Annotated in this window: 18 protein-coding genes; 14 read left to right on the top strand and 4 right to left on the bottom strand. The window is 40.4% G+C overall.

The window, feature by feature from the left end:
• Positions 1-188 precede the first annotated feature (188 nt).
• From D5F11_RS18920 to D5F11_RS18875, 11 genes are all read left to right on the top strand, one after another.
• Positions 189-1,049: a response regulator transcription factor gene (locus D5F11_RS18920; RefSeq protein ID WP_185830788.1), complete on the top strand. Its 861-nt coding sequence runs from the start codon at positions 189-191 to the stop codon at positions 1,047-1,049.
• On the top strand, positions 1,046-1,984 hold the full coding sequence (locus tag D5F11_RS18915; RefSeq protein WP_120115629.1) for a HEAT repeat domain-containing protein: 939 nt from the start codon (positions 1,046-1,048) through the stop codon (positions 1,982-1,984). The genes D5F11_RS18920 and D5F11_RS18915 overlap by 4 nt, the downstream gene beginning before the upstream one ends.
• A 52-nt stretch (positions 1,985-2,036) precedes the next feature.
• The gene (locus tag D5F11_RS18910) at positions 2,037-3,461 is read left to right on the top strand and encodes a glycosyltransferase family 2 protein (protein ID WP_120115664.1); all 1,425 of its coding nucleotides are present in this window, start codon (positions 2,037-2,039) and stop codon (positions 3,459-3,461) included.
• The gene (locus D5F11_RS18905) at positions 3,458-6,643 is read left to right on the top strand and encodes a hypothetical protein (protein ID WP_120115630.1); all 3,186 of its coding nucleotides are present in this window, start codon (positions 3,458-3,460) and stop codon (positions 6,641-6,643) included. Before D5F11_RS18910 ends, D5F11_RS18905 begins: the two co-directional genes overlap by 4 nt.
• Positions 6,644-7,457: 814 nt before the next feature.
• Positions 7,458-7,613 carry a DUF11 domain-containing protein gene (locus D5F11_RS28205; RefSeq protein ID WP_120115631.1) on the top strand — a complete coding sequence of 52 codons (156 nt, stop codon included), beginning with the start codon at positions 7,458-7,460 and terminating at the stop codon, positions 7,611-7,613.
• Between the two features lie 42 nt (positions 7,614-7,655).
• On the top strand, positions 7,656-8,036 hold the full coding sequence (locus D5F11_RS18895) for a hypothetical protein (RefSeq protein ID WP_120115632.1): 381 nt from the start codon (positions 7,656-7,658) through the stop codon (positions 8,034-8,036).
• Positions 8,037-8,405: 369 nt separating this feature from the next.
• The gene (locus D5F11_RS18890; protein ID WP_120115633.1) at positions 8,406-8,588 is read left to right on the top strand and encodes a hypothetical protein; all 183 of its coding nucleotides are present in this window, start codon (positions 8,406-8,408) and stop codon (positions 8,586-8,588) included.
• A 653-nt stretch (positions 8,589-9,241) separates the two neighbouring features.
• On the top strand, positions 9,242-10,411 hold the full coding sequence (locus D5F11_RS18885; protein ID WP_120115634.1) for a response regulator: 1,170 nt from the start codon (positions 9,242-9,244) through the stop codon (positions 10,409-10,411).
• A gap of 380 nt (positions 10,412-10,791) precedes the next feature.
• Positions 10,792-10,953: a hypothetical protein gene (locus D5F11_RS26725; RefSeq protein WP_185830787.1), complete on the top strand. Its 162-nt coding sequence runs from the start codon at positions 10,792-10,794 to the stop codon at positions 10,951-10,953.
• Between the two features lie 78 nt (positions 10,954-11,031).
• Positions 11,032-11,364 carry a thioredoxin family protein gene (locus D5F11_RS18880; protein WP_342776051.1) on the top strand — a complete coding sequence of 111 codons (333 nt, stop codon included), beginning with the start codon at positions 11,032-11,034 and terminating at the stop codon, positions 11,362-11,364.
• Between the two features lie 683 nt (positions 11,365-12,047).
• Complete coding sequence (locus D5F11_RS18875) at positions 12,048-13,445, top strand: YfcC family protein (protein ID WP_120115636.1); 1,398 nt, start codon at positions 12,048-12,050, stop codon at positions 13,443-13,445.
• A gap of 70 nt (positions 13,446-13,515) precedes the next feature.
• On the opposite strand, the gene D5F11_RS18870 is transcribed toward D5F11_RS18875, so the two are convergent.
• The 3 genes from D5F11_RS18870 to sda all read right to left on the bottom strand — a co-directional run bounded on the left by D5F11_RS18870 (position 13,516) and on the right by sda (position 14,469).
• A complete protein-coding gene (locus D5F11_RS18870; RefSeq protein ID WP_120115637.1) occupies positions 13,516-13,791 on the bottom strand; it encodes a YqhV family protein in 276 nt (91 codons plus the stop codon).
• Positions 13,792-13,898: 107 nt separating this feature from the next.
• Positions 13,899-14,276, bottom strand: a complete 378-nt coding sequence (locus D5F11_RS18865; RefSeq protein WP_120115638.1) for a DUF2512 family protein — start codon at positions 14,274-14,276, stop codon at positions 13,899-13,901.
• Between the two features lie 61 nt (positions 14,277-14,337).
• On the bottom strand, positions 14,338-14,469 hold the full coding sequence (sda, locus tag D5F11_RS18860) for a sporulation histidine kinase inhibitor Sda (protein WP_185830786.1): 132 nt from the start codon (positions 14,467-14,469) through the stop codon (positions 14,338-14,340).
• 115 nt (positions 14,470-14,584) lie between these two features.
• Between sda and D5F11_RS18855 the strand changes: the two genes are divergently transcribed.
• The gene (locus tag D5F11_RS18855; RefSeq protein ID WP_120115640.1) at positions 14,585-14,920 is read left to right on the top strand and encodes a L,D-transpeptidase; all 336 of its coding nucleotides are present in this window, start codon (positions 14,585-14,587) and stop codon (positions 14,918-14,920) included.
• 481 nt (positions 14,921-15,401) lie between these two features.
• Here the strand turns inward: D5F11_RS18855 and D5F11_RS18850 are convergent, their stop codons facing one another.
• Entirely contained in the window at positions 15,402-16,757 is a 1,356-nt protein-coding gene (locus D5F11_RS18850; RefSeq protein ID WP_120115641.1) for a sigma-54 interaction domain-containing protein, read from the bottom strand.
• 354 nt (positions 16,758-17,111) lie between these two features.
• Here D5F11_RS18850 and D5F11_RS18845 point away from each other — a divergent pair, with 354 nt between their 5' ends.
• Entirely contained in the window at positions 17,112-18,125 is a 1,014-nt protein-coding gene (locus D5F11_RS18845; protein WP_120115642.1) for an NAD(P)/FAD-dependent oxidoreductase, read from the top strand.
• 14 nt (positions 18,126-18,139) lie between these two features.
• Entirely contained in the window at positions 18,140-18,385 is a 246-nt protein-coding gene (locus tag D5F11_RS18840; RefSeq protein WP_120115643.1) for a ferredoxin, read from the top strand.
• Positions 18,386-18,490: the final 105 nt, after the last annotated feature.

The following is an 18,490-nucleotide window of genomic DNA, read 5'->3' as shown; positions in this document are numbered from 1 at the left end:
GTATTGGATAAACAATATGAATCAAATGTCCTACTTTCTTCGCCAAACAAGGAAAATAATTGTTTTCAAATGTTTTGGAGAGTAATGAACAGATGTGTTTGTGAATCACTGTTCAAGCGATGTGTACCAAACGAGGAAAATGAATAAAGCTCTAAGAAAAGCAAAATAATCAGGTAAGGATGAAATATATGGATACTTCGTCTATCCCCCATGAACATATAATTGAAGAAAAATACATGAATCGTTTTTTCCAGGTGTTAAAATCAGGTATTGACCGTACGAGAACGGCGATTTCCGTCATCTTTTTATCTGTTTCTGATATACGAGAGCAGAAGGAAGAAGAGGTTACGGTATTTTTGGAAAAAAAAATTCGACTAAGCGATGTACTATGTAAATTGGAAGCTCCTTTTCAATGGTGCTTAATCTTGTCCCAAAGCGGCGAAGAGGAAGCATGTGCATTTCTCAATCGGTTATTTTCTAATGAAAGCTTTCGGGAGGACTTCTCTTTCTCGGCAAGTGTCGTGGAGATTGGAAATAGCTATGCAGAATTCGAAAAGGTCGTTGAAAAAGGACGAACATCTTTGGATGTTGCCTTGCAATCCGGTGCTGGGCATATCGAATATGTGAAAGATTTTAAAAAGAAGAATTTGGTACATATCAAGGTGAGTATTTTAGAAGAAAATGATATTTTGCGAAATGTCATCCAAACATCACTGGAAGATTTAAAAATAGATGGATTCCAACTGGAAATTAGAACATTTCAAGACGGGTATGACTTTCTTAATTCCAATTGGTACTTATCGAGTCATCCACACGTTATGATTATGAACGATATCTTGCCAAGGAAAAATGGACTGGAGGTTTTACATACAGTTCGCCACTTGCCTAATAATAAAAAATTTATCGTGTTTATGATGACCCAAAGGAATTCGGAGGAAGATATGGTCTACGCTTATGAAAGTGGCGTTGACCAATATCTGGTTAAACCTTTTAGCCTGCGGCTTTTTGAGGCACAGATTAAAAGGGTGTTTGAGAGGTTCTGGTCATGATGGACATCCTCTTCGACATTTTAGTATGGGTGATCGTTTTTCTTTCGGTTTTGCTCCTGGGTTTTTGGCTCTATTTGACATCTGAACGGATGAAAGAAGTATCCCGGCTACAAAAAATAGATAGATACATAGAGGAGAAACAGCATAAATGGTATCGGTATTTCAAGGGTGAGGAGCCCTTCTCAGATGAGCTGATCCCTAAACATAAGCACGAAATCGAAGGGATTGAAAAGATCTTTCTTGTCTATTTGAAAAACATTTCCAGTACTGAGATTCAAGACAAAATCAGAGATTTTTCCAATCGGTACCTAATGGACCATTATCAAAGGCTCCTTGACAGCAGGAAATGGAGCCGAAGAATGAATGCTTTGTATCGGGTTGCCGACTTCCAATTATATCGCCTGGTCGATAAATATCGGGAGATGGAAAAAAAGAAACTGACCCATGAAGAGAACTTTCAATTACTGAAAATATATTCGATGTTTGAACCTGATTTATTCATAGAAAAAATTGCAAATACTATGAAATTATCCGAATTTGAGTATAAAAAGCTTTTAACAGGAATCGACCCCAACACCCGCGAGCGATTGATGACCTGTTTTGATCAATTGCCGCCCGCTTGTCAATATTCCATGATTGATACGATTGGAATGATAAGAAATATGGATTCCATACCTTTTCTTGAAGCCCAATTGGATCATAGCGATGCTGAAATTCGAATTCGGTCTTTAAAAGCGTTGCATGAAATTGGTATTATTGTGAATTTGGATCGATATATTCCATTTGTCACTTCAGATATTTGGGAAGAACGCCTAATGGCAGCAAAGTTACTGCAAAATGTGCCGTTGAAAGGTTCGCTCTCCTATTTAGAAAAGCTGCTGAAGGATGAATCATGGCTTGTCCGTACTCAAGCAGCCCTAGCAATCGAAAAATAAGGAGATGAAAGGTCAATCCCCGAAACGATGTTGAGTGAGGATTGCAAGACATATGAGAGTTGTACTTGAAGGATTAATCACATTTTTTGGCGGACTGATTTTTATTTATATGGCAGCCGTCATTCTTGTTTACAGTACTATGCTGGTATTGGCGCTCATTCATTTAAGAAAACAGTACTTGATAGATAAAAGTGAATTTGCGGAGGATTACGTCCATGCCATGCATTGGAAGCCTGTCTCCATCATTATTCCAGTTTATAACGAAGAAGCCGGTATTATCGACAGTATTCATTCGCTGTTGAATCTCCGTTATCCACAGACAGAACTCATTATTGTTAATGATGGGTCAACTGATCATACCCAGCAGTTGGCTATCGAGAAATTTCGCATGATCCCCGTTCAAATGGACATATTGGAACAGGTTCCAACAAAGCCCATTAAACAAATCTATCGGTCGGAAATTCATCCGAATTTATTGTTGATTGAGAAAGAGAACGGTGGAAAAGCGGATGCTCTTAATGTTGGAATCAACGCTTCGCGGTTCCCGTATTTTTGCTCCATTGATGGTGATTCGATTCTTGAGGAAAGTTCACTTTTAAGTGTGATGAAACCAATCATGAAGTCTAATGGGGATGTGATTGCGGCTGGCGGGAATATTCGAATCGCCAATGGACTTGATATTCAGTTAGGAGCCGTTTTTCAGTCGGACTTATCGAAAAATGCTTTAGTCGTTATGCAAATAGTGGAATATTTAAGAGCTTTCCTAATGGGGAGAATTGCATTAAGTAAATTTAATCTGGTCCTTATTATTTCTGGAGCATTTAGCGTGTTCTCGAAAAAATGGGTTATTGAGGCAGGAGGATACAGTACAAACACTGTTGGCGAGGATATGGAGCTAGTTGTCAGGCTACATCGGCTGATCAAAGAAAAAAAAGAGAAGAAGCGGATCGAGTTTGTACCTGAACCAGTGTGCTGGACAGAAGCCCCTCAAACCCTGTCTGTATTAAGAAAGCAAAGAAGAAGATGGCAGCAAGGTCTGGTACAAAGTCTATGGAGACATAAAAAAATGACATTCAATCCAAAATACGGTGGAATTGGCCTGATTTCGTTTCCGTATTTTTGGCTGATCGAAGGTCTGGGACCTATCATTGAATTAGGCGGATATGTATATGTTCTCATAGCTTTCTTTTTGGGAGATATTTACTACGAATTTGCTTTATTGCTTATTTTACTTTTTATTTTGTATGGCACAGTCTTTTCTGTAGCCTCCATTTTGCTTGAGGCGTGGAGTATGAATACCTATCCTAAATTGAAAGATGTATTTCGACTGATGATCATGTCTTTGACAGAAGTATTCTGGTATAAACCTCTGACACTCATTTGGAGATTTGAAGGGTTTATCCACTTTTTACGCAGAAAAGAAGACTGGGGACAAATGAAAAGGGTGGGTCTCTCGAAGAAAGGAATTTCAGAATGAAACGCATATATATAGCCGGACTGATTTTCATCATCGCTCTAGCATTGCCTATTATTCTTTGGTTGATAGAGCCTGGAAAAGGGCTTCGAGTAGCGATTATTGATAAAACTGTTCCAAATGAAACATATCGAGAGCATCTCGGAATTACATGGCTTTTAAAACATTTGAAAATTAGTGATGAGAACGAGAATATATCGGAACCAGCGAGCAATTATTTTGGATTCCAGCCGGACCATAAAAAAGAAAGCTACCAAATTCGCCAGCTTCCCGATGATTATGATAAGTATGATGTTATTTATTTGGCGGATACATATGGAGTTTACGAAGAAGATCTGCCGTGGATTGAAAAGTCCAGAGAAGGCTCCCGGTCGGGAAAAGTATATGGTGGACTTGAGAAAGAAGAGTGGAAGGCGATTACGGACCGGTTAAATAAGAAAAAGAAAAGTCTGTTGGTTGCCGAGTTTAATACATTCGCTTCGCCAACAAGTGAATCAGTCAGAAAAAGTGTCACCGATTATTTGGGGATCGATTGGTCAGGCTGGACTGGGCGGTATTTTGATGAATTGGATCCGCGTAAAAATGAAGAAATTCCTCAATGGATACTGGATGAATTTAAGGATTCATGGACCTACAGCGGATCAGGGGTTATTTTGGTCAATGATCTGGATTATCAAGTCATCGTATTGGAGAAAGAAAAGCATTTACAAAAAGATGGTATCAGCCTTTCATTCACACCGGAGGGAAAGAAACAGTTTGGGCTTAAAGATAGCCCTGACTATCAATATTGGTTTGATATTGTGACGCCGAAGGAAGGTACGACGGTGCTTGCGAATTATGAATGGGGACTCACGGATGAAGGAAGTAAAATACTTGAACAAAATGGGATTCCCGCTGAATTTGCAGCCGTCGCAAAAAGTGAACATGGACAATCTTCGAGCTACTATTTTGCGGGTGATTTCAATGATGTAACGGATGTCCCCCGCTTCTACCAAATGAAAGGCCTAAAGCAAATATATAAGGTGGCTCAAAAGTTTTCCGATCAGGCTTTTTATTGGTCGACATATCTTCCAATGATGACATCCATTCTAGAACAGTTTGAGGAGTCACCGAAAATGGAAAAAAAGACCCGTTCCAGTAAGCTTCAATATAATGCAAGAATTAAAGAGGATGTTTTTGAGGTGATGAAAGATGGCAAGTGGACCCCGCTGACTATTAAAGGTGTCAATATTGGAATGGGGAAACCAGGTACATTCCCTGGTGAAGCTGCCATAACCGAAGAGGAATATTACAGGTGGTTCGAGCAGATTGGAAAAATGAACGCCAATACGATTCGTATATACACCCTGCATCCTCCTGGTTTTTATAATGCGCTGAAACGTTACAATGATCAACACGAAGAAAAAATATATGTCCTGCATGGTGTTTGGATTAATGAAGAAAAACTAGGAGAATCATTGGATGCTTTTGAAAAGGAAAATCTGAAGGATTTTCAGAAAGAGATGAAAACTATTGTCGATGTCATTCATGGAAATAAAATAGTTGAACAGAAGGCAGGGCATGCATCTGGAGCATACCGGGCGGATATATCGGAATATGTTATTGGCTGGGTATTGGGAATCGAATGGTATCCTTTCATGGTGGAAAACACGAATGAAAAATACCCTGACATGGGCGACTATGATGGAAAATATTTCGAAACAAAAAATGCTGAAGCATTCGAATACTGGCTTGCACAGCAAATGGATTTCATCACCAAGTACGAAGCGGAGCATTATCATTGGATGCGGCCGATGAGCTTCACGAATTGGGTGACGACGGATATCTTGGAGCACCCTTCCGACTCTACCGGCCAGGAGGATATCGTCAGTGTCGATCCAAATGTTATTTATACAAAAAATGAAACAAAGCTGACAGATCAATTCGCTTCCTATCATGTATATCCTTACTATCCTGATTTCTTAAACTATGACGAAAAGTATCAAACGTATGTAGATCATCGCGGAAAAAACAATAACTACGCTGGGTATTTGGCAGAACTGCACGATGCTCATCGGCTCCCCATTTTAGTGGCAGAATTTGGTGTGCCAAGTTCACGGGGATTAACGCATGAAAATCCGTTTGGGTGGAATCAGGGATTTTTATCTGAGAAGCAGCAAGGGGAAATCATTCGACACTTGTTTGAGGATATCATGGAAGAAAAGCTGTTGGGTGGGCTTATTTTTACATGGCAGGATGAATGGTTCAAGCGGACTTGGAATACGATGGACTATGATAATCCGGACAGGCGCCCATTTTGGTCGAATGCCCAAACCAACGAAGAACAATTTGGCTTGCTCAGTTTTGACCGCCATAAAATCCAAGTGGACGGAAAAGTAGATGAGTGGAAGAAAGAGGCGCTTTATAAGAAAGATAAAGGAAACTTGAAAGCATTATATGTGGATCATGATGAACGATATTTATACGTCCGGCTGGATCATGACAAGAATAGCAAGGGAGATCCCCTCATTTTGTTTGATGTCGTGCCGAAACAGGGAAATACGTTTATCAAAGGAAACGATGATGTCCGCTTTTCAAATGGGGTTGATTTTATTGTCGATCTCAGTAAAAAGGAATCTCGGATCAAGGTGGATGCATATTACGACTTTTTCACCTATCAATACGTGCATACGTTGAAGCTGATAGAAACCGATGGGGAGCCTCCTTCCAAGAACAGTGGCGAATTTTCATTAATTAAATATGCGCTGAATAAAGAGTATTATCTCCCTGATCGAAAAAAGACAATCCCGTTTAGTTCATATGAAACCGGAAAACTAAGGGAAGGGAACGGCAATCCAGCTTCCGATGAGTACGATTCATTGGCAGACTACTATATAAATGACGAGGGAATCATTGAGATGAGAATCCCATGGCTTCTCATCCAGTCAAAAGATCCGAGTCAAAAAGAATTCACAGGAGACTTCTATAAAGATGGGATGGAAGCAAGTACATTTGTCGATCAAATTTATATAGGAGCCTTATACTTTGATGCGGAAGGAAACGTACAGGATTCATTCCCATCCATTGAAAACAAAGTTCTGAAGGAAATGGAAGGATACACCTGGAAAAGTTGGAATGAACCTGCGTCAAAAGAGCGATTGAAACAATCGTATTACATTGTGGAAGATGTCTTCTCAAAATATTAGTTAGTCTCGGAAGCCCGGAAAGTCGATCTCTGACTTTCCGGGCTTTTGTGCAAGTATCTGCTGCTTGAGCAAGATTCTCCTTTAGTGCGGGACGAATACCAATTGAAAAAATGACTTTAGACTGAGTCCTGATTTGTTTGGAACGATTTAACATTCTTTCATTAGTTCCTTCTGACTATTTTAATTCGTAATCGCATTTTTAATTTCAATAGCTTTAAATCACTGTATATCCTTACCTTTCATTCAAAGAGGTAAGGATATTTTTTTATAGGATGATTGGCATAGAGCGAAGGTATTATTGCTCAGAAACTTGTATAGAAATTGTATAGATTTGAAAAGAAGTTGAATAGAGAAGCTTGTTACAATTGCTGGAAAAGTGGGGTAAATAGGTGAATTGTACTGGTTTATGACGAAATATGTAGAACTTTTTCTAAAGGNGTTACAATTGCTGGAAAAGTGGGGTAAATAGGTGAATTGTACTGGTTTATGACGAAATATGTAGAACTTTTTCTAAAGGATTTAACTTCATTCAGCAGAAGTCTCCCACTACTGTAAGTGGTGAGATGAATGCCTATTGGTACTCCGTTCAGTGGGGGTTTAAACCCTGGCTGAATAAAGTTAAAGCCTCCGGCGGATGCCACAGATTTTCAGAGGAAATTTATCGAGCTTAAGCTCGATAAAATCTGGGCGCAAATACGCCAAGGCGCATTTGGATTACATGTTTATTCGTTTCACTCTATTCAAAATAGAGGGCTTACTTCAAGTTTTATCATCTATTGATTAAAAAGAGGGGCTGATATGAATTAGTATGTAGATTAATACGGTTTTTCCGGGTGATACTATCACCTACACGTTGAAGGTAACAAGCACCGGAACTTTAGCATCGACTATGATGAAAGTGTTTGATGATTTGCCGGAGGGTACTTCGTATGTACCAGGCACAACTACATTAGATGGTGAAAAATGCTGATGTTGCCGGGACTAGCCCTATTTTTTACAGGGAGCAGGCAGCTTGCGAATAGATGGCGAATCTGTTACGGATGCGAAAGATGATGAAAAAGGTCATATGGTTGATGGTAAAATTGTTGGACAATTTGGCGATATTAAAGATACAAAGTGGCATACACTTGAATTTCTGGTGAAAGTCAAAGCAGGTCAAGCGGGCAAAGATATTAAAAATATTGTCTTCGTTGATGGTGACAATATAGATGAGCCAGATGCACCGAAACTTGAGTGGGAAAAATTCATGATGAACGCCGAAAAAGACAAAGAGAAATGCGAAGTAGGCGGCACGATTGTTTATACAACCAAAACGCGCAATAAAGGATCTGATAGTTTAGTCGAAAACTTAACGATCACTGAGCCAGTCTTGAGTATGTCACAGACAGCTTGAAAGTTAGTTATGAAGGTAGCGGTGAGTTCAAAGACAGTACAATTAAGGCGAATTTCTGAGATAGAAAGATACAGAGTGGAGACCTGTTACATTTAAAGCAATAATCCAATCCGATCAATTTGGGAACACCATTAAAAATATTGCCTACTGTAAGTAGTAATCATGTACCAGATCCAAATCGCATAGAAGCGAAAATCGCTATTGAGCCAAAGGATCCAGAACAGGCTCCGGAACAGGATAACAACCCAGGAACTAAAACGCCTTCCTCTGATACAACGGGGGCCAAAAACTGCCGAATATCGCTACAAACCTATTTAATTATGGGTTAACTTCATTCAGCAGAAGTATCCCACTTCTGTAAGTGGTGAGATGAATGCCTATTGGTATTCCACTCAGTGGGGGTTCAAACCCCGGCTGAATGAAGTTAAAGCCTCCGGCGGATGCCACAGATTTTCAGAGGAAATTTATCGAGCGAAGCTCGATAAAATCTGGGCGCAAATACGCCAAGGCGCATTTGATTTGGTATTTTTGCAATCCTGTTTGGATTATTAGTTCTAAGAAGGCGAAAGCTCCATGATGGATAATTTGGATTAAGGAACATTAAACAATTGAAAATGGATTTCTCGCTTAGATGGAACCGCTAAGTGAGGGGTGCTGGTGATGCAGTTAACTAAAGGAAAGATCTATTCACTGTATTGTCTGCAAATTTGAGAAGGGCTTTGAAAAAAGCCCTCTCTCTTTGATAGGAATATAAAGATTAGTTTCTGAAAAGAATAGTAGTGGAAGGTGGTATTTTCATTGAAGAAAGTAGCATACGGTAGATTGAAAAATGAACACGGTATCAAAATAAAGAATACTTGAAAAGACTAAAACAGATTCTGTCTCAGCCATAGCGAAAGGTTTTGTTTAACTTCATTCAGCAGAAGTCTCCCACTACTGTAAGTGGTGAGATGAATGCATATTGATATTTCAATCAGTGGGGGTTCAAACCCCGGCTGAATAAAGTTAAAGCCTCCGGCGGATGCCACAGGTTTTCAGAGGAAGCTTATAGAGCGGAGCTCGATAAAATCTGGGCGCAAATACGCCAAGGCGCATTTGATAAACACATTGTAATTTATTGCTGTTGTAGTTAGAAACAAACCATATATATCTTCAGGTCACTGTTTTGATGAGTTATATGGATTTAATGAGGAGGTAATTCTAGTTTGACAGCAATCCTTATAGACCATGATGTATTAGCGCTTAATGTATTGGAAGAAAAGCTAATACAAAATGGGAAGATTGAAATTATTGGAAAGTACACGAACCCCTATCAAGGTTTGGTGGAAAGTGTAAAAAATCAACCAACTGTTGTCTTTCTTGAAATTGAATTTGCTGGAATTAGCGGAATTGAACTGGCTAAACAAATTCAAAAAGAACTTCCAGATATCAAGATTGTTTTCGTTACAAACAATGATAGTTACGCTGTAGATGCATTTGAATTAAAGGCTGCTGATTATATTATGAAACCAGTTCAGGTAAAACGACTATCAGAGACAATAAATCGCCTGTTGGAATTGACAAATAAAAAAACTGAGTCTTGTCCGATGGTATGCTGCTTTCATACTATAAAATTTATATACTATGGAAAAGATATCGAAGAAATCGAAGTGAAATGGAGAACAGCCAAAACCAAAGAATTGTTTGCCTATCTGATACACCACCGTAACCAATCTATACGCAAAGATGTTCTTCTGGAACTTTTTTGGAACCAGGAGGATTTGAAAAGTGGTTATTCACAATTGTATACAGCTATATATCACATTAGAAGAATGTTGCAGTCAATCGGTTTCAATATTACGATCAGCAGCTTGGAAAACAGTTACAGACTGGAGTTAAATGATGTCTTGTTGGATGTGGATGTATGGGAAAAGGGGATGGAAGGAGAAACACGATATGTAACAAGAAGCAGATTTTTAAAGCAAAGAAAAATTCTTGATTTGTATAAAGGTGATTTTGTCGGTGAAGAAGATTATCCTTGGGCGGAAAATGAGCGGAAGCGATTGAGGGCACTTTGGTTAAGTCATGTAAAAAAAATGGCAGATTATATGATCTATAATGAAAATCGCTACGAAGCAATTGCTCTATATCTGCGCGTGCAAAAAATTCTGCCATATCAGGAAGAGAGTTATGTCATGTTGATGCAACTATACGATGCACTAGGAGATCGTTATTCGGTTCAAGAACAATATGAGAAGTTAAAAAGTATGTTGAAAGAGGAATACGATACCACCCCCGATAAATCCATTCGGCAGTGGTATCAGCAACGGAAAGTGAAACAAATCAATAATAGTGGCATTCAGGCAGAGAGGTACTTGACATTAGAATATAAGTGATTGGACTGTTTATTGTAGTATAGTCCAAGAAAATCAGTGATGAAGAAAAGAGATCTGATTTTTCCACAACCTTTTTGACTTCCGCGCTCATACATCATCTAGAGGTGAGAGAACTCTTGCAAAACCGTTTGAACGTAGTCTCTAAGTGAAAATCATTTTGCTTGTGTGTTGCCTTTCATGTTACATAAGGATTCTGCTCAATCCAGAAGAATTGGGTTTGGAGAAAAGGCTAGTGGTATGGCCAGTATGATTTGATGAAAACAATGAAAGAGGTAACTGATTAAGCACTAAGAAAATAAATATTTGTTTTAGAGCTGAGCAGGATTTAACTTCATTCAGCAGAAGTCTCCCACTTCTGTAAGTGGTGAGATGAATGCATATTGGTACTCCAGTTCAAACCCCGGCTGAATAAAGTCAAAACCCCCGGCGGATGCCACAGATTTTCAGAGGAAATTTATCGAGCGGTGCTCGATAAAAGATTAAAGGTTCGATGTTCTTCTATCACTTTTGCAATGAAAGGGAAGGTCGAAAGTTCTCTTTGAGCACGCCTCTGATTACATTTTCTTTTCCCTGCCTGAGGAAATAAGATATAATTTGTGTCATCAGACTCGAAAGGGGAAATGAAGGACGTGAATTCTGTCCATTCTTTGGAGGAAATTCAAACAACAATCAATGAAAGTAAGCTGACTCTTCTATATATTTCCAGACCTGATTGTTCTGTTTGCCGTGGGCTTCTGCCGCAGGTTAAGGAGCTGCTGTATGAATTTCCGTCAGTTGTTTCCATACACGTAGACGCGGATGAAATCCCCGAAATAGCAGGAGAATATTCAATTTTTACAGTGCCTGTTGTTCTTGTGTTTGTTGAAGGAAAAGAGATGATTAGAAAAGCGAGATTTGTTCCGATAGGAGAGCTGCGGAAGCAGTTAGAAAAGGTCGCTGAATTTATGCAATAAGAAGGCTGTCCTGCGTGAAGTGGGGCAGCTATTTTTTAAAAGGGGATGTTTTTTGTTTTAAAATCCTCATGATTTTTGGAGAACTCTTCACTTTTCGGAAATAGCCATGATTATCGATGTCTTCACCATTAAAATACCCTCAACTTTCGTAGAGTACTCTCCACTTTTTCGAAATTACTTTCATCTTTCGAAAAAAGATCTTCATTTTTAAAAAGTACCGACTCAGATGTCCTTGACAGTACTCACCCTATTGGTAATACTCAACTTAGATGGAAACTCCTGTTGCAGGGGTTTTTCTTAAAGAGTAAGAAAGTATAAATTTCGATGAAATAATTTGTTCGAATTAAGGTTTTATATGTCTAGCTGCGACGTACAGGAAGTACTAGTGCCACCGAAGCCACTGGATGTGGCGGCTTGAGGCGGCCAGGCGCCATCGGCTCGAGGTCACAAGTCGCAAGGAAGCTTATTCAGGATGAATGTGCTCCTGCGCCAAAGCTTATTCGAGGAAGCCTTGTTCAGCTCGTCGCAAAGCTACAAGAAGCATATTCAAAGATGCTTCTCACGATGTAATTAAGTTAGCAGCTTTGCTGTGGTGGCTGAGGAGCTACCTCCGCGCAATTTACCTTGTGCTTGTCGCCTAAGGCTAAGCGCCTTTCGCTTTTCTTGTATTTAGGGGTGATGATGTGTCCGAGAATAAGAGCGTGGCCAATAAAAAGCTTATTTTTCCGCATACATATGCTTTTTTATTTTCAATATTGCTGGTTGCCTGGATTGCGACATATTTTATAACGCCTGGGGAGTTTCAAAGGGAAACCAATAAAGAAACAGGGCAGACTACCGTTATTGAAGGGACATATCGGATTATCGATTCGAATCCCACTCATTTATTTGAAGTGTTCAAGACGATTCCATTAGGAATGGAGAATGCAGCGAATATCATTTTCTATATATTTATTGTTGGCGGAGTTTTTGGGATTATCCGCGCAACAGGTGTGATTGAAGCGGCGATTGACCAACTCATGGTGAGGATGGAAGGAAGGGAACGGCTCCTTGTTCCCGGTTTTATGTTTCTTTTTTCCATCGGAGGTTTCAGCTTCGGCATGGCGGAGGAAACGATTATTTTCGTTCCAATTGGAATTGCCGTTGCCAGAGCTGCCGGGTTTGATGCGGTGACCGGAACGGCGATGGTCACTCTTGGGGCAGCGAGCGGTTTTATCGGCGGGATGCTGAACCCGTTTACTATTGGAGTAGCGCAGGAAATTGCAGAGGTGCCGCTGTTTTCAGGGTTTGCTTTTCGCCTTTCTGTCTATGTTGTCATTCTGTTGTTCGCGATGTGGTATGTTGCGCGTTATGCATTCAAAGTAAAAGAAAAACCTTCCCACAGTGTTATTTTTGATATTGAAAAAAAGAGTGCGAATTCGACGTCAATCCCCCCGATCAGTGATCGGCATTATCTTGTTATTTCAGTGGTGGGAACCGGGCTTGTCATCAATATATACGGTGTAATGAAATGGGAATGGTTTCTGACTGAATTGACGGCATCTTTCATAATTATGGGTGTCGCTGCGGGAGTGGTTGGCAGGCTATCCTTTTATAAAACTTTCGATTCATTTGTAGAAGGTGCAAAAGCTATGACGTTCGGTGCCTTGATGGTTGGATTCGCAAGAGCTATTGTCATTGTACTGGAAGAAGGGCATATCATTGATACGCTCATTTATTCAGTGGCTCACTTAATTGAGGGACTGCCGCAGACATATACAGCGATCTGCATGTTTTTGGCACAGTCCTTCTTGAATTTTTTCATACCGGCTGGGCCGGCGCAAGCGGCAACAACCATGCCTGTCATGGTGCCTGTTTCGGACTTAACTGGTGTGAGCAGGCAGGTAGCGGTACTGGCGTTTCAATATGGTGACGCGATTACAAATTCAATCATTCCGACATCCTCGGTGCTGATGGGATATCTGGCGGTTGCAGGCATTCCCTATGAACGGTGGGTCCGGTTTGTCTGGAAGCTTATTCTCGGGTGGATGGTGATTGCTGTTGTTGCACTTATCATTGCGGTCCTGATTGGATTACGGTAAAGCTACGGGTCATCGTTGTCTGCCCTTGGCTAAGCGTATCCGCAAAAATTGTTGTCTCACCGAAAACCAATTAATTTCCTTTTATTCCATATAAAATGCACCCGACTCCCATGAAAACCCAGATGAATTTTCCAAAGGAAATTCTGTCGGCAATACTATAGATCCCGATCGTAGTTGTAAGAATTAGGATGAGCGGTCCGATAAGGGCGAGTGAACTGTTGATAATAATTGCTTTCTCCACGGCATTGAAACGGATCATAAGAAAGGCGGCAAATATTTCAATTCCGCCAGACAGCAGTCTTAATAAGGCCATACCCACTACAGCTTTTTCTAAAAAAGTGAACATCCGATTTCCTCCCAATGGCTCGTACTAACTCCCATTATATGAATCGGATGGTAAAAAAATTAAAACTAATGGGCAGCGGACCGTAATAAAGCCGCTGCCCTTGAAAATTATGATTGTCTTACGTCCGTAGGTCCGTTAAATTGAGTTCGCTCCATCCATAAATGGAAGAAGTATTCCGCAATGGTCAGGATAACAGCCGTTAACAAGGATTCTCCAAACGCTTCATCATATCCAAATAGATTAAGCCCTCCCCAAATAACAAGCAGAGAAAGGATGAAATCGCTGATGGTAGCGGAAGTGTTTCCCATTCTCGGCAAGATCATTAAATCTCCCAGAAAATACGAAATCAACACTAGAGCGATACCTAGCAATGTGGAATGTACGAAAGAAACATCATTAAACACAGACAAAATTATCCATACAAACGGAAGGGTTAAAATGGCCTTTCTTAGTAGAGCCTGACTGTGATTTATGTTGTTTTCCAATTATAATTTCGCCTCCTTCTGTATTATGGTGGTGATTTTTCATCTTTTTATACCTTCCGGATTATTGTTCGTGCGGGAAATTTCTTCTTCGTATTTCTTTTTTTAAAAGCTCTATAAATTTCTCATCGATTTGTTCCAGTTTCCTCGCTTTTTTATAAGAAAGCAGTAGAGTATCGTTAGAAATCTTGTCCATATACTGATCCTCCTTTGCAACCTCATATTCAGTAGCCATTTTTACAATTTTTAAACATCAAAAGCGTTCCTAATATGATTTACATATTATGATGAAAAAGGGAGGGAAGGATCATATGCCCTATTGGATTGATGTGTCGACAAAAACGCATAGATTGCGTCTTTATCGAAACAACAAATTGGTGAAAACCTATCCAGTTGCTATTGGAAAAATGCTGACACCTACGCCAACTGGAACATATACCATTGTGAATAAGCAACTGCATCCGGGTGGTCCGTTTGGGGCTTTGTGGATGGGGCTTTCCAAGCCTCATTACGGAATCCATGGTACGAACAATCCGTCATCCATTGGAAAAAATGTTTCACACGGCTGTATCCGAATGCATAATCATGATGTGTTGGAACTGTCCTCAAAAGTTTCGGTCGGAACGAGAGTAGTGATTCATAACTGAAGTGGAAAATTTTCAGGGTTAAAGGCTAATCTTAACTGCCAGGGGAGTAAAAAAATGTTTCGCGGCAAGTATGCATCTAAGTTTGGATAGTCTTTCTTGGATCTGGACAGTATTCACCTGAATTTGGCGAGTAATTCTTGTATTTGGCTAGTATTCCTTCAAATTTGGATAGTATTGCTCAAAGTTTGGACAGTAAACCTGGATATGGAAAGTAATAGGATAGAAAATCTTAAATCTGGCCAATAAATTCTCTGAATTAGGCCAGTAATCTTAGATCGAATGGTGTTTTTTTGAAAATCTGGCAAGTAATCACCTGAATTTGACGAGTAATTTTTTGAGCCTGGCTAGTATTCATCAAAATTGGCAAGAATTCACCAAAATTTAGACAGTAATTCTTCAACCCTGCCAGTGTTCCAGCAAATCGGATAATTAGGACAGAATCAAAAAACGGAAAGCTCTCACTGGGCTTTCCGTTTTCTAATTAGTTCTCTTGCAAGTCCTGACAATATTCTCTTATGAGCTTGGCTGCTTGTGTCTGGCTGATTTGGAGATCAGCCGCAACCTTGCGTGAGCTTTGGTTCAATTTATATGAGACTCTGACCGTTTCCCTTTTTGCCTGCTCGACGGCTTCGTTAAGGGAGGATGGGGTTGTTTGTTCGATTTGTCGTTTTCCATGGGTATAAATTCCTTCAGGAAGGTCTTCAATACCGATGACATCTTCGCTTGTAATGACAAGCTTTTCAATGAGATTCTCAAGCTGCCGCACGTTTCCGGACCATGAAAAGTAAGTCAGCCATTCGAGACACTCTTCTGAGATCAATTTGTTCACTTCGTACATACGGTTGAATTTATATAAAAAGTTGTACGTGAGTGGAACGATGTCATCAGGCCTCTCCCGTAATGGCGGCATGTGGATGTCGACAACGTTCAGGCGGTAGTACAGATCTTCCCGGAATGTTTTGTTTGCGACCATGTCGGCCAGGTTTTTATTGGTTGCCGCAATGATGCGGACGTTGACCTTCTTTTCTCTATTTCCGCCAATAGGGATGAATTTTTTATCCTGGATGACTTGCAGCATTTTCGCTTGCAATGGTAAGGGCATGTCCCCAATTTCGTCCAGAAAAAGGGTGCCGCCTTCCACACTTTCAATCAGTCCTTTTTTTCCGGACTTGCTGGCGTTGGTAAAAGCGCCGGCAGTATACCCGAATAGCTCCGACTCCATTAGTTCGGCTGGGATAGCCGCGCAATTTATCGTCAGGAATGGTCCGTTTTTTCTTTTGCTGTTTTCGTGGATATATTGGGCAAGAACACTTTTTCCAGTACCAGATTCGCCTAGTATAAGAATGGTGGAATTAGCCAGTGCCACTTTTTGGGAGAATTTCAAGACATTCTTCATTTTTTCATTGTTTGTAATGATGGCGAAAGGACTCTCGGGCTGTTCCGCTGTATCTAGACTTTCCTCTCTTGCTTTTATGATTTTATAGCTCTGCATTTCCCTTGCTGTTGTGACAACCAATTCTACTTCGTTTTCTTCATTTAATATAGGAACTGCGGATGTGAGCAGCTCTGCCCCAAGTATTGTTTTTTGCTTCACAACAAAAGGCTCTTTTTTGTTAAAAATTTCAGGGAAAATGGACGGAGTCCAATATCCGTTCTCAACAAGCTCCACGCTTTTCTTACCTAAGACATCCTCTTTATCCAGTCCATAATGCTTTTTACAGGCATCATTCACATAGATTATTTTCATGTTTTTATCAAGGACAAAAATTTCATCTGAGGAATAATCCAATATTTTGACTAGTGTGTCTAGGTCAAAATCCAGATTGGACATACTCATGTGATGACCTCCTTAAAATATATTCCGAGTTTAAAAAAACTCAATTTGAGCATAAAAATGTTCGAAAAAACATTATTGCTATGTTAAACCATGCGTCTGAAAGGTAAACACTCGGCTGACTTCAAGCGGTGTCTCAAGGGAGAATGTGATGACTCCGCTTTAGTTTTGTAGCTTTTTTTTAGTTTGGCATGGATTTTGCATAAATAGAGTTTGCAGTGAGCTAATCAAGGTTGCTTCAACAAAAGGAGTGGCAAAGTTGATTGGCTAAACAGCGTAATAAGCCAGCATTTAAATAAATATAGATGAATTTTTATGAAAAGTAAACACGCGATAGAAGAAACCAAGGAGGCAATTATGACAGAACAAAATAAAGTAACAGATATTACGATTATTGGCGGAGGCCCGGTCGGAATGTTCACCGCCTTTTATGCGGGCATGCGCCAGGCATCAGTAAAAGTCATCGAAAGTTTACCACAATTGGGCGGGCAGCTTTCCGCACTTTATCCGGAAAAATATATTTATGACATTGCCGGGTTTCCAAAAGTGAGGGCGCAAGAACTCGTTGACAATTTGACTGAACAGATGAACCAGTTTGAAGTTCAGGCGTGCCTTGGGGAAACCGTCGAAAACGTTGTAAAAGAAGCAGATGGCATTTTTAAGATTGTTACAAATAAGGCAGTCCATTTTTCAAGAGCAATTATTATCACTGCAGGCAACGGTGCATTCCAGCCGCGTAAGCTGAAAATAGAAGGGGAAGAAAAATTCGAGGAAACGAACTTGCACTACTCGGTTCAAAATCTGGCGCAGTTTGAAGGAAAGCGCGTTGCTATTTTTGGCGGCGGGGATTCTGCGGTCGACTGGGCGATGATGCTTGAACCAATCGCAGAGAAAGTGACGATCGTTCACCGCCGAGATAAATTCCGTGCCCATGAACACAGTGTTGAATTGCTGCAGCAATCAAAAGTGGAAATTTTAACACCGTATGTACCTGTTGAACTTATTGGATACGACAGAGTAGAAAAAGTTGTTGTACAGCAAGCAAAAGACGAAGAGCAAACGGAGCTTGAAGTGGACGATGTAATCGTCACTTACGGATTCATTTCATCTCTTGGACCAATCAAGGATTGGGAATTGGATATCGAGAAAAATTCCATCGTTGTCAATTCCAAAATGGAGACGAGCATCGAAGGCATTTATGCGGTTGGCGATATTTGCACATACGAAGGAAAAGTGAAGCTGATCGCAACTGGATTTGGTGAAGCGCCGATCGCAGTCAGCAATGCAAAGGTGTACATGGACCCAAATGCGAAACTGCAGGCACTTCACAGTACAAGCTTGATGGGAGAAAAGGATAAAACATTAGTGTAAAGGAGAGTTTCGATATGGCTTTATTTGTAAAGGTTGATCAGGATACCTGCATTGGTTGCGGAGCTTGCGGGGAAGTGGCTCCAGACATTTTTGACTACGACGAAGAAGGCATCTCTTTCAGCCTGCTGGATATGAATGCCGGCGTCACTCCGGTGCCGGAAGATCTGATCGACGATTTGGAAGATGCTTGCGACGGTTGTCCGACAAGCTCCATTCAAGTTGAGGAAGAACCGTTTGAAGTCGAAGACGAGGCTGTCTGATTTGAATAGTGGCTGTAAGCCGGGGAAGACCGGGATGCTGGAATGTGATTGGATTCATCCAGGTGTGATCCGAATGTCCGGTCTGTGAGCCGAAAAACAGAGTAC

The sequence above is a fragment of the Siminovitchia terrae genome, assembly GCF_003605405.2.
GTDB lineage: Bacteria > Bacillota > Bacilli > Bacillales > Bacillaceae_C > Siminovitchia > Siminovitchia terrae.
The sequence above is the reverse complement of the archived record's forward strand: the minus strand, read 5'-3'. Positions and strand labels throughout refer to the sequence as shown.

Bases quoted from the DNA above. Each gene is read 5' to 3' on its own strand.
- D5F11_RS18920 (WP_185830788.1), top strand. From the start codon at position 189: ATGGATACTTCGTCTATCCCCCATGAACATATAATTGAAGAAAAATAC.
- D5F11_RS18915 (WP_120115629.1), top strand. From the start codon at position 1,046: ATGATGGACATCCTCTTCGACATTTTAGTATGGGTGATCGTTTTTCTT.
- D5F11_RS18910 (WP_120115664.1), top strand. From the start codon at position 2,037: ATGAGAGTTGTACTTGAAGGATTAATCACATTTTTTGGCGGACTGATT.
- D5F11_RS18905 (WP_120115630.1), top strand. From the start codon at position 3,458: ATGAAACGCATATATATAGCCGGACTGATTTTCATCATCGCTCTAGCA.
- D5F11_RS18890 (WP_120115633.1), top strand. From the start codon at position 8,406: ATGAATGCCTATTGGTATTCCACTCAGTGGGGGTTCAAACCCCGGCTG.
- D5F11_RS18880 (WP_342776051.1), top strand. From the start codon at position 11,032: ATGAAGGACGTGAATTCTGTCCATTCTTTGGAGGAAATTCAAACAACA.
- D5F11_RS18870 (WP_120115637.1), bottom strand. From the start codon at position 13,791: ATGTTCACTTTTTTAGAAAAAGCTGTAGTGGGTATGGCCTTATTAAGA.
- sda (WP_185830786.1), bottom strand. From the start codon at position 14,469: ATGGACAAGATTTCTAACGATACTCTACTGCTTTCTTATAAAAAAGCG.
- D5F11_RS18855 (WP_120115640.1), top strand. From the start codon at position 14,585: ATGCCCTATTGGATTGATGTGTCGACAAAAACGCATAGATTGCGTCTT.
- D5F11_RS18850 (WP_120115641.1), bottom strand. From the start codon at position 16,757: ATGAGTATGTCCAATCTGGATTTTGACCTAGACACACTAGTCAAAATA.
- D5F11_RS18845 (WP_120115642.1), top strand. From the start codon at position 17,112: ATGACAGAACAAAATAAAGTAACAGATATTACGATTATTGGCGGAGGC.
- D5F11_RS18840 (WP_120115643.1), top strand. From the start codon at position 18,140: ATGGCTTTATTTGTAAAGGTTGATCAGGATACCTGCATTGGTTGCGGA.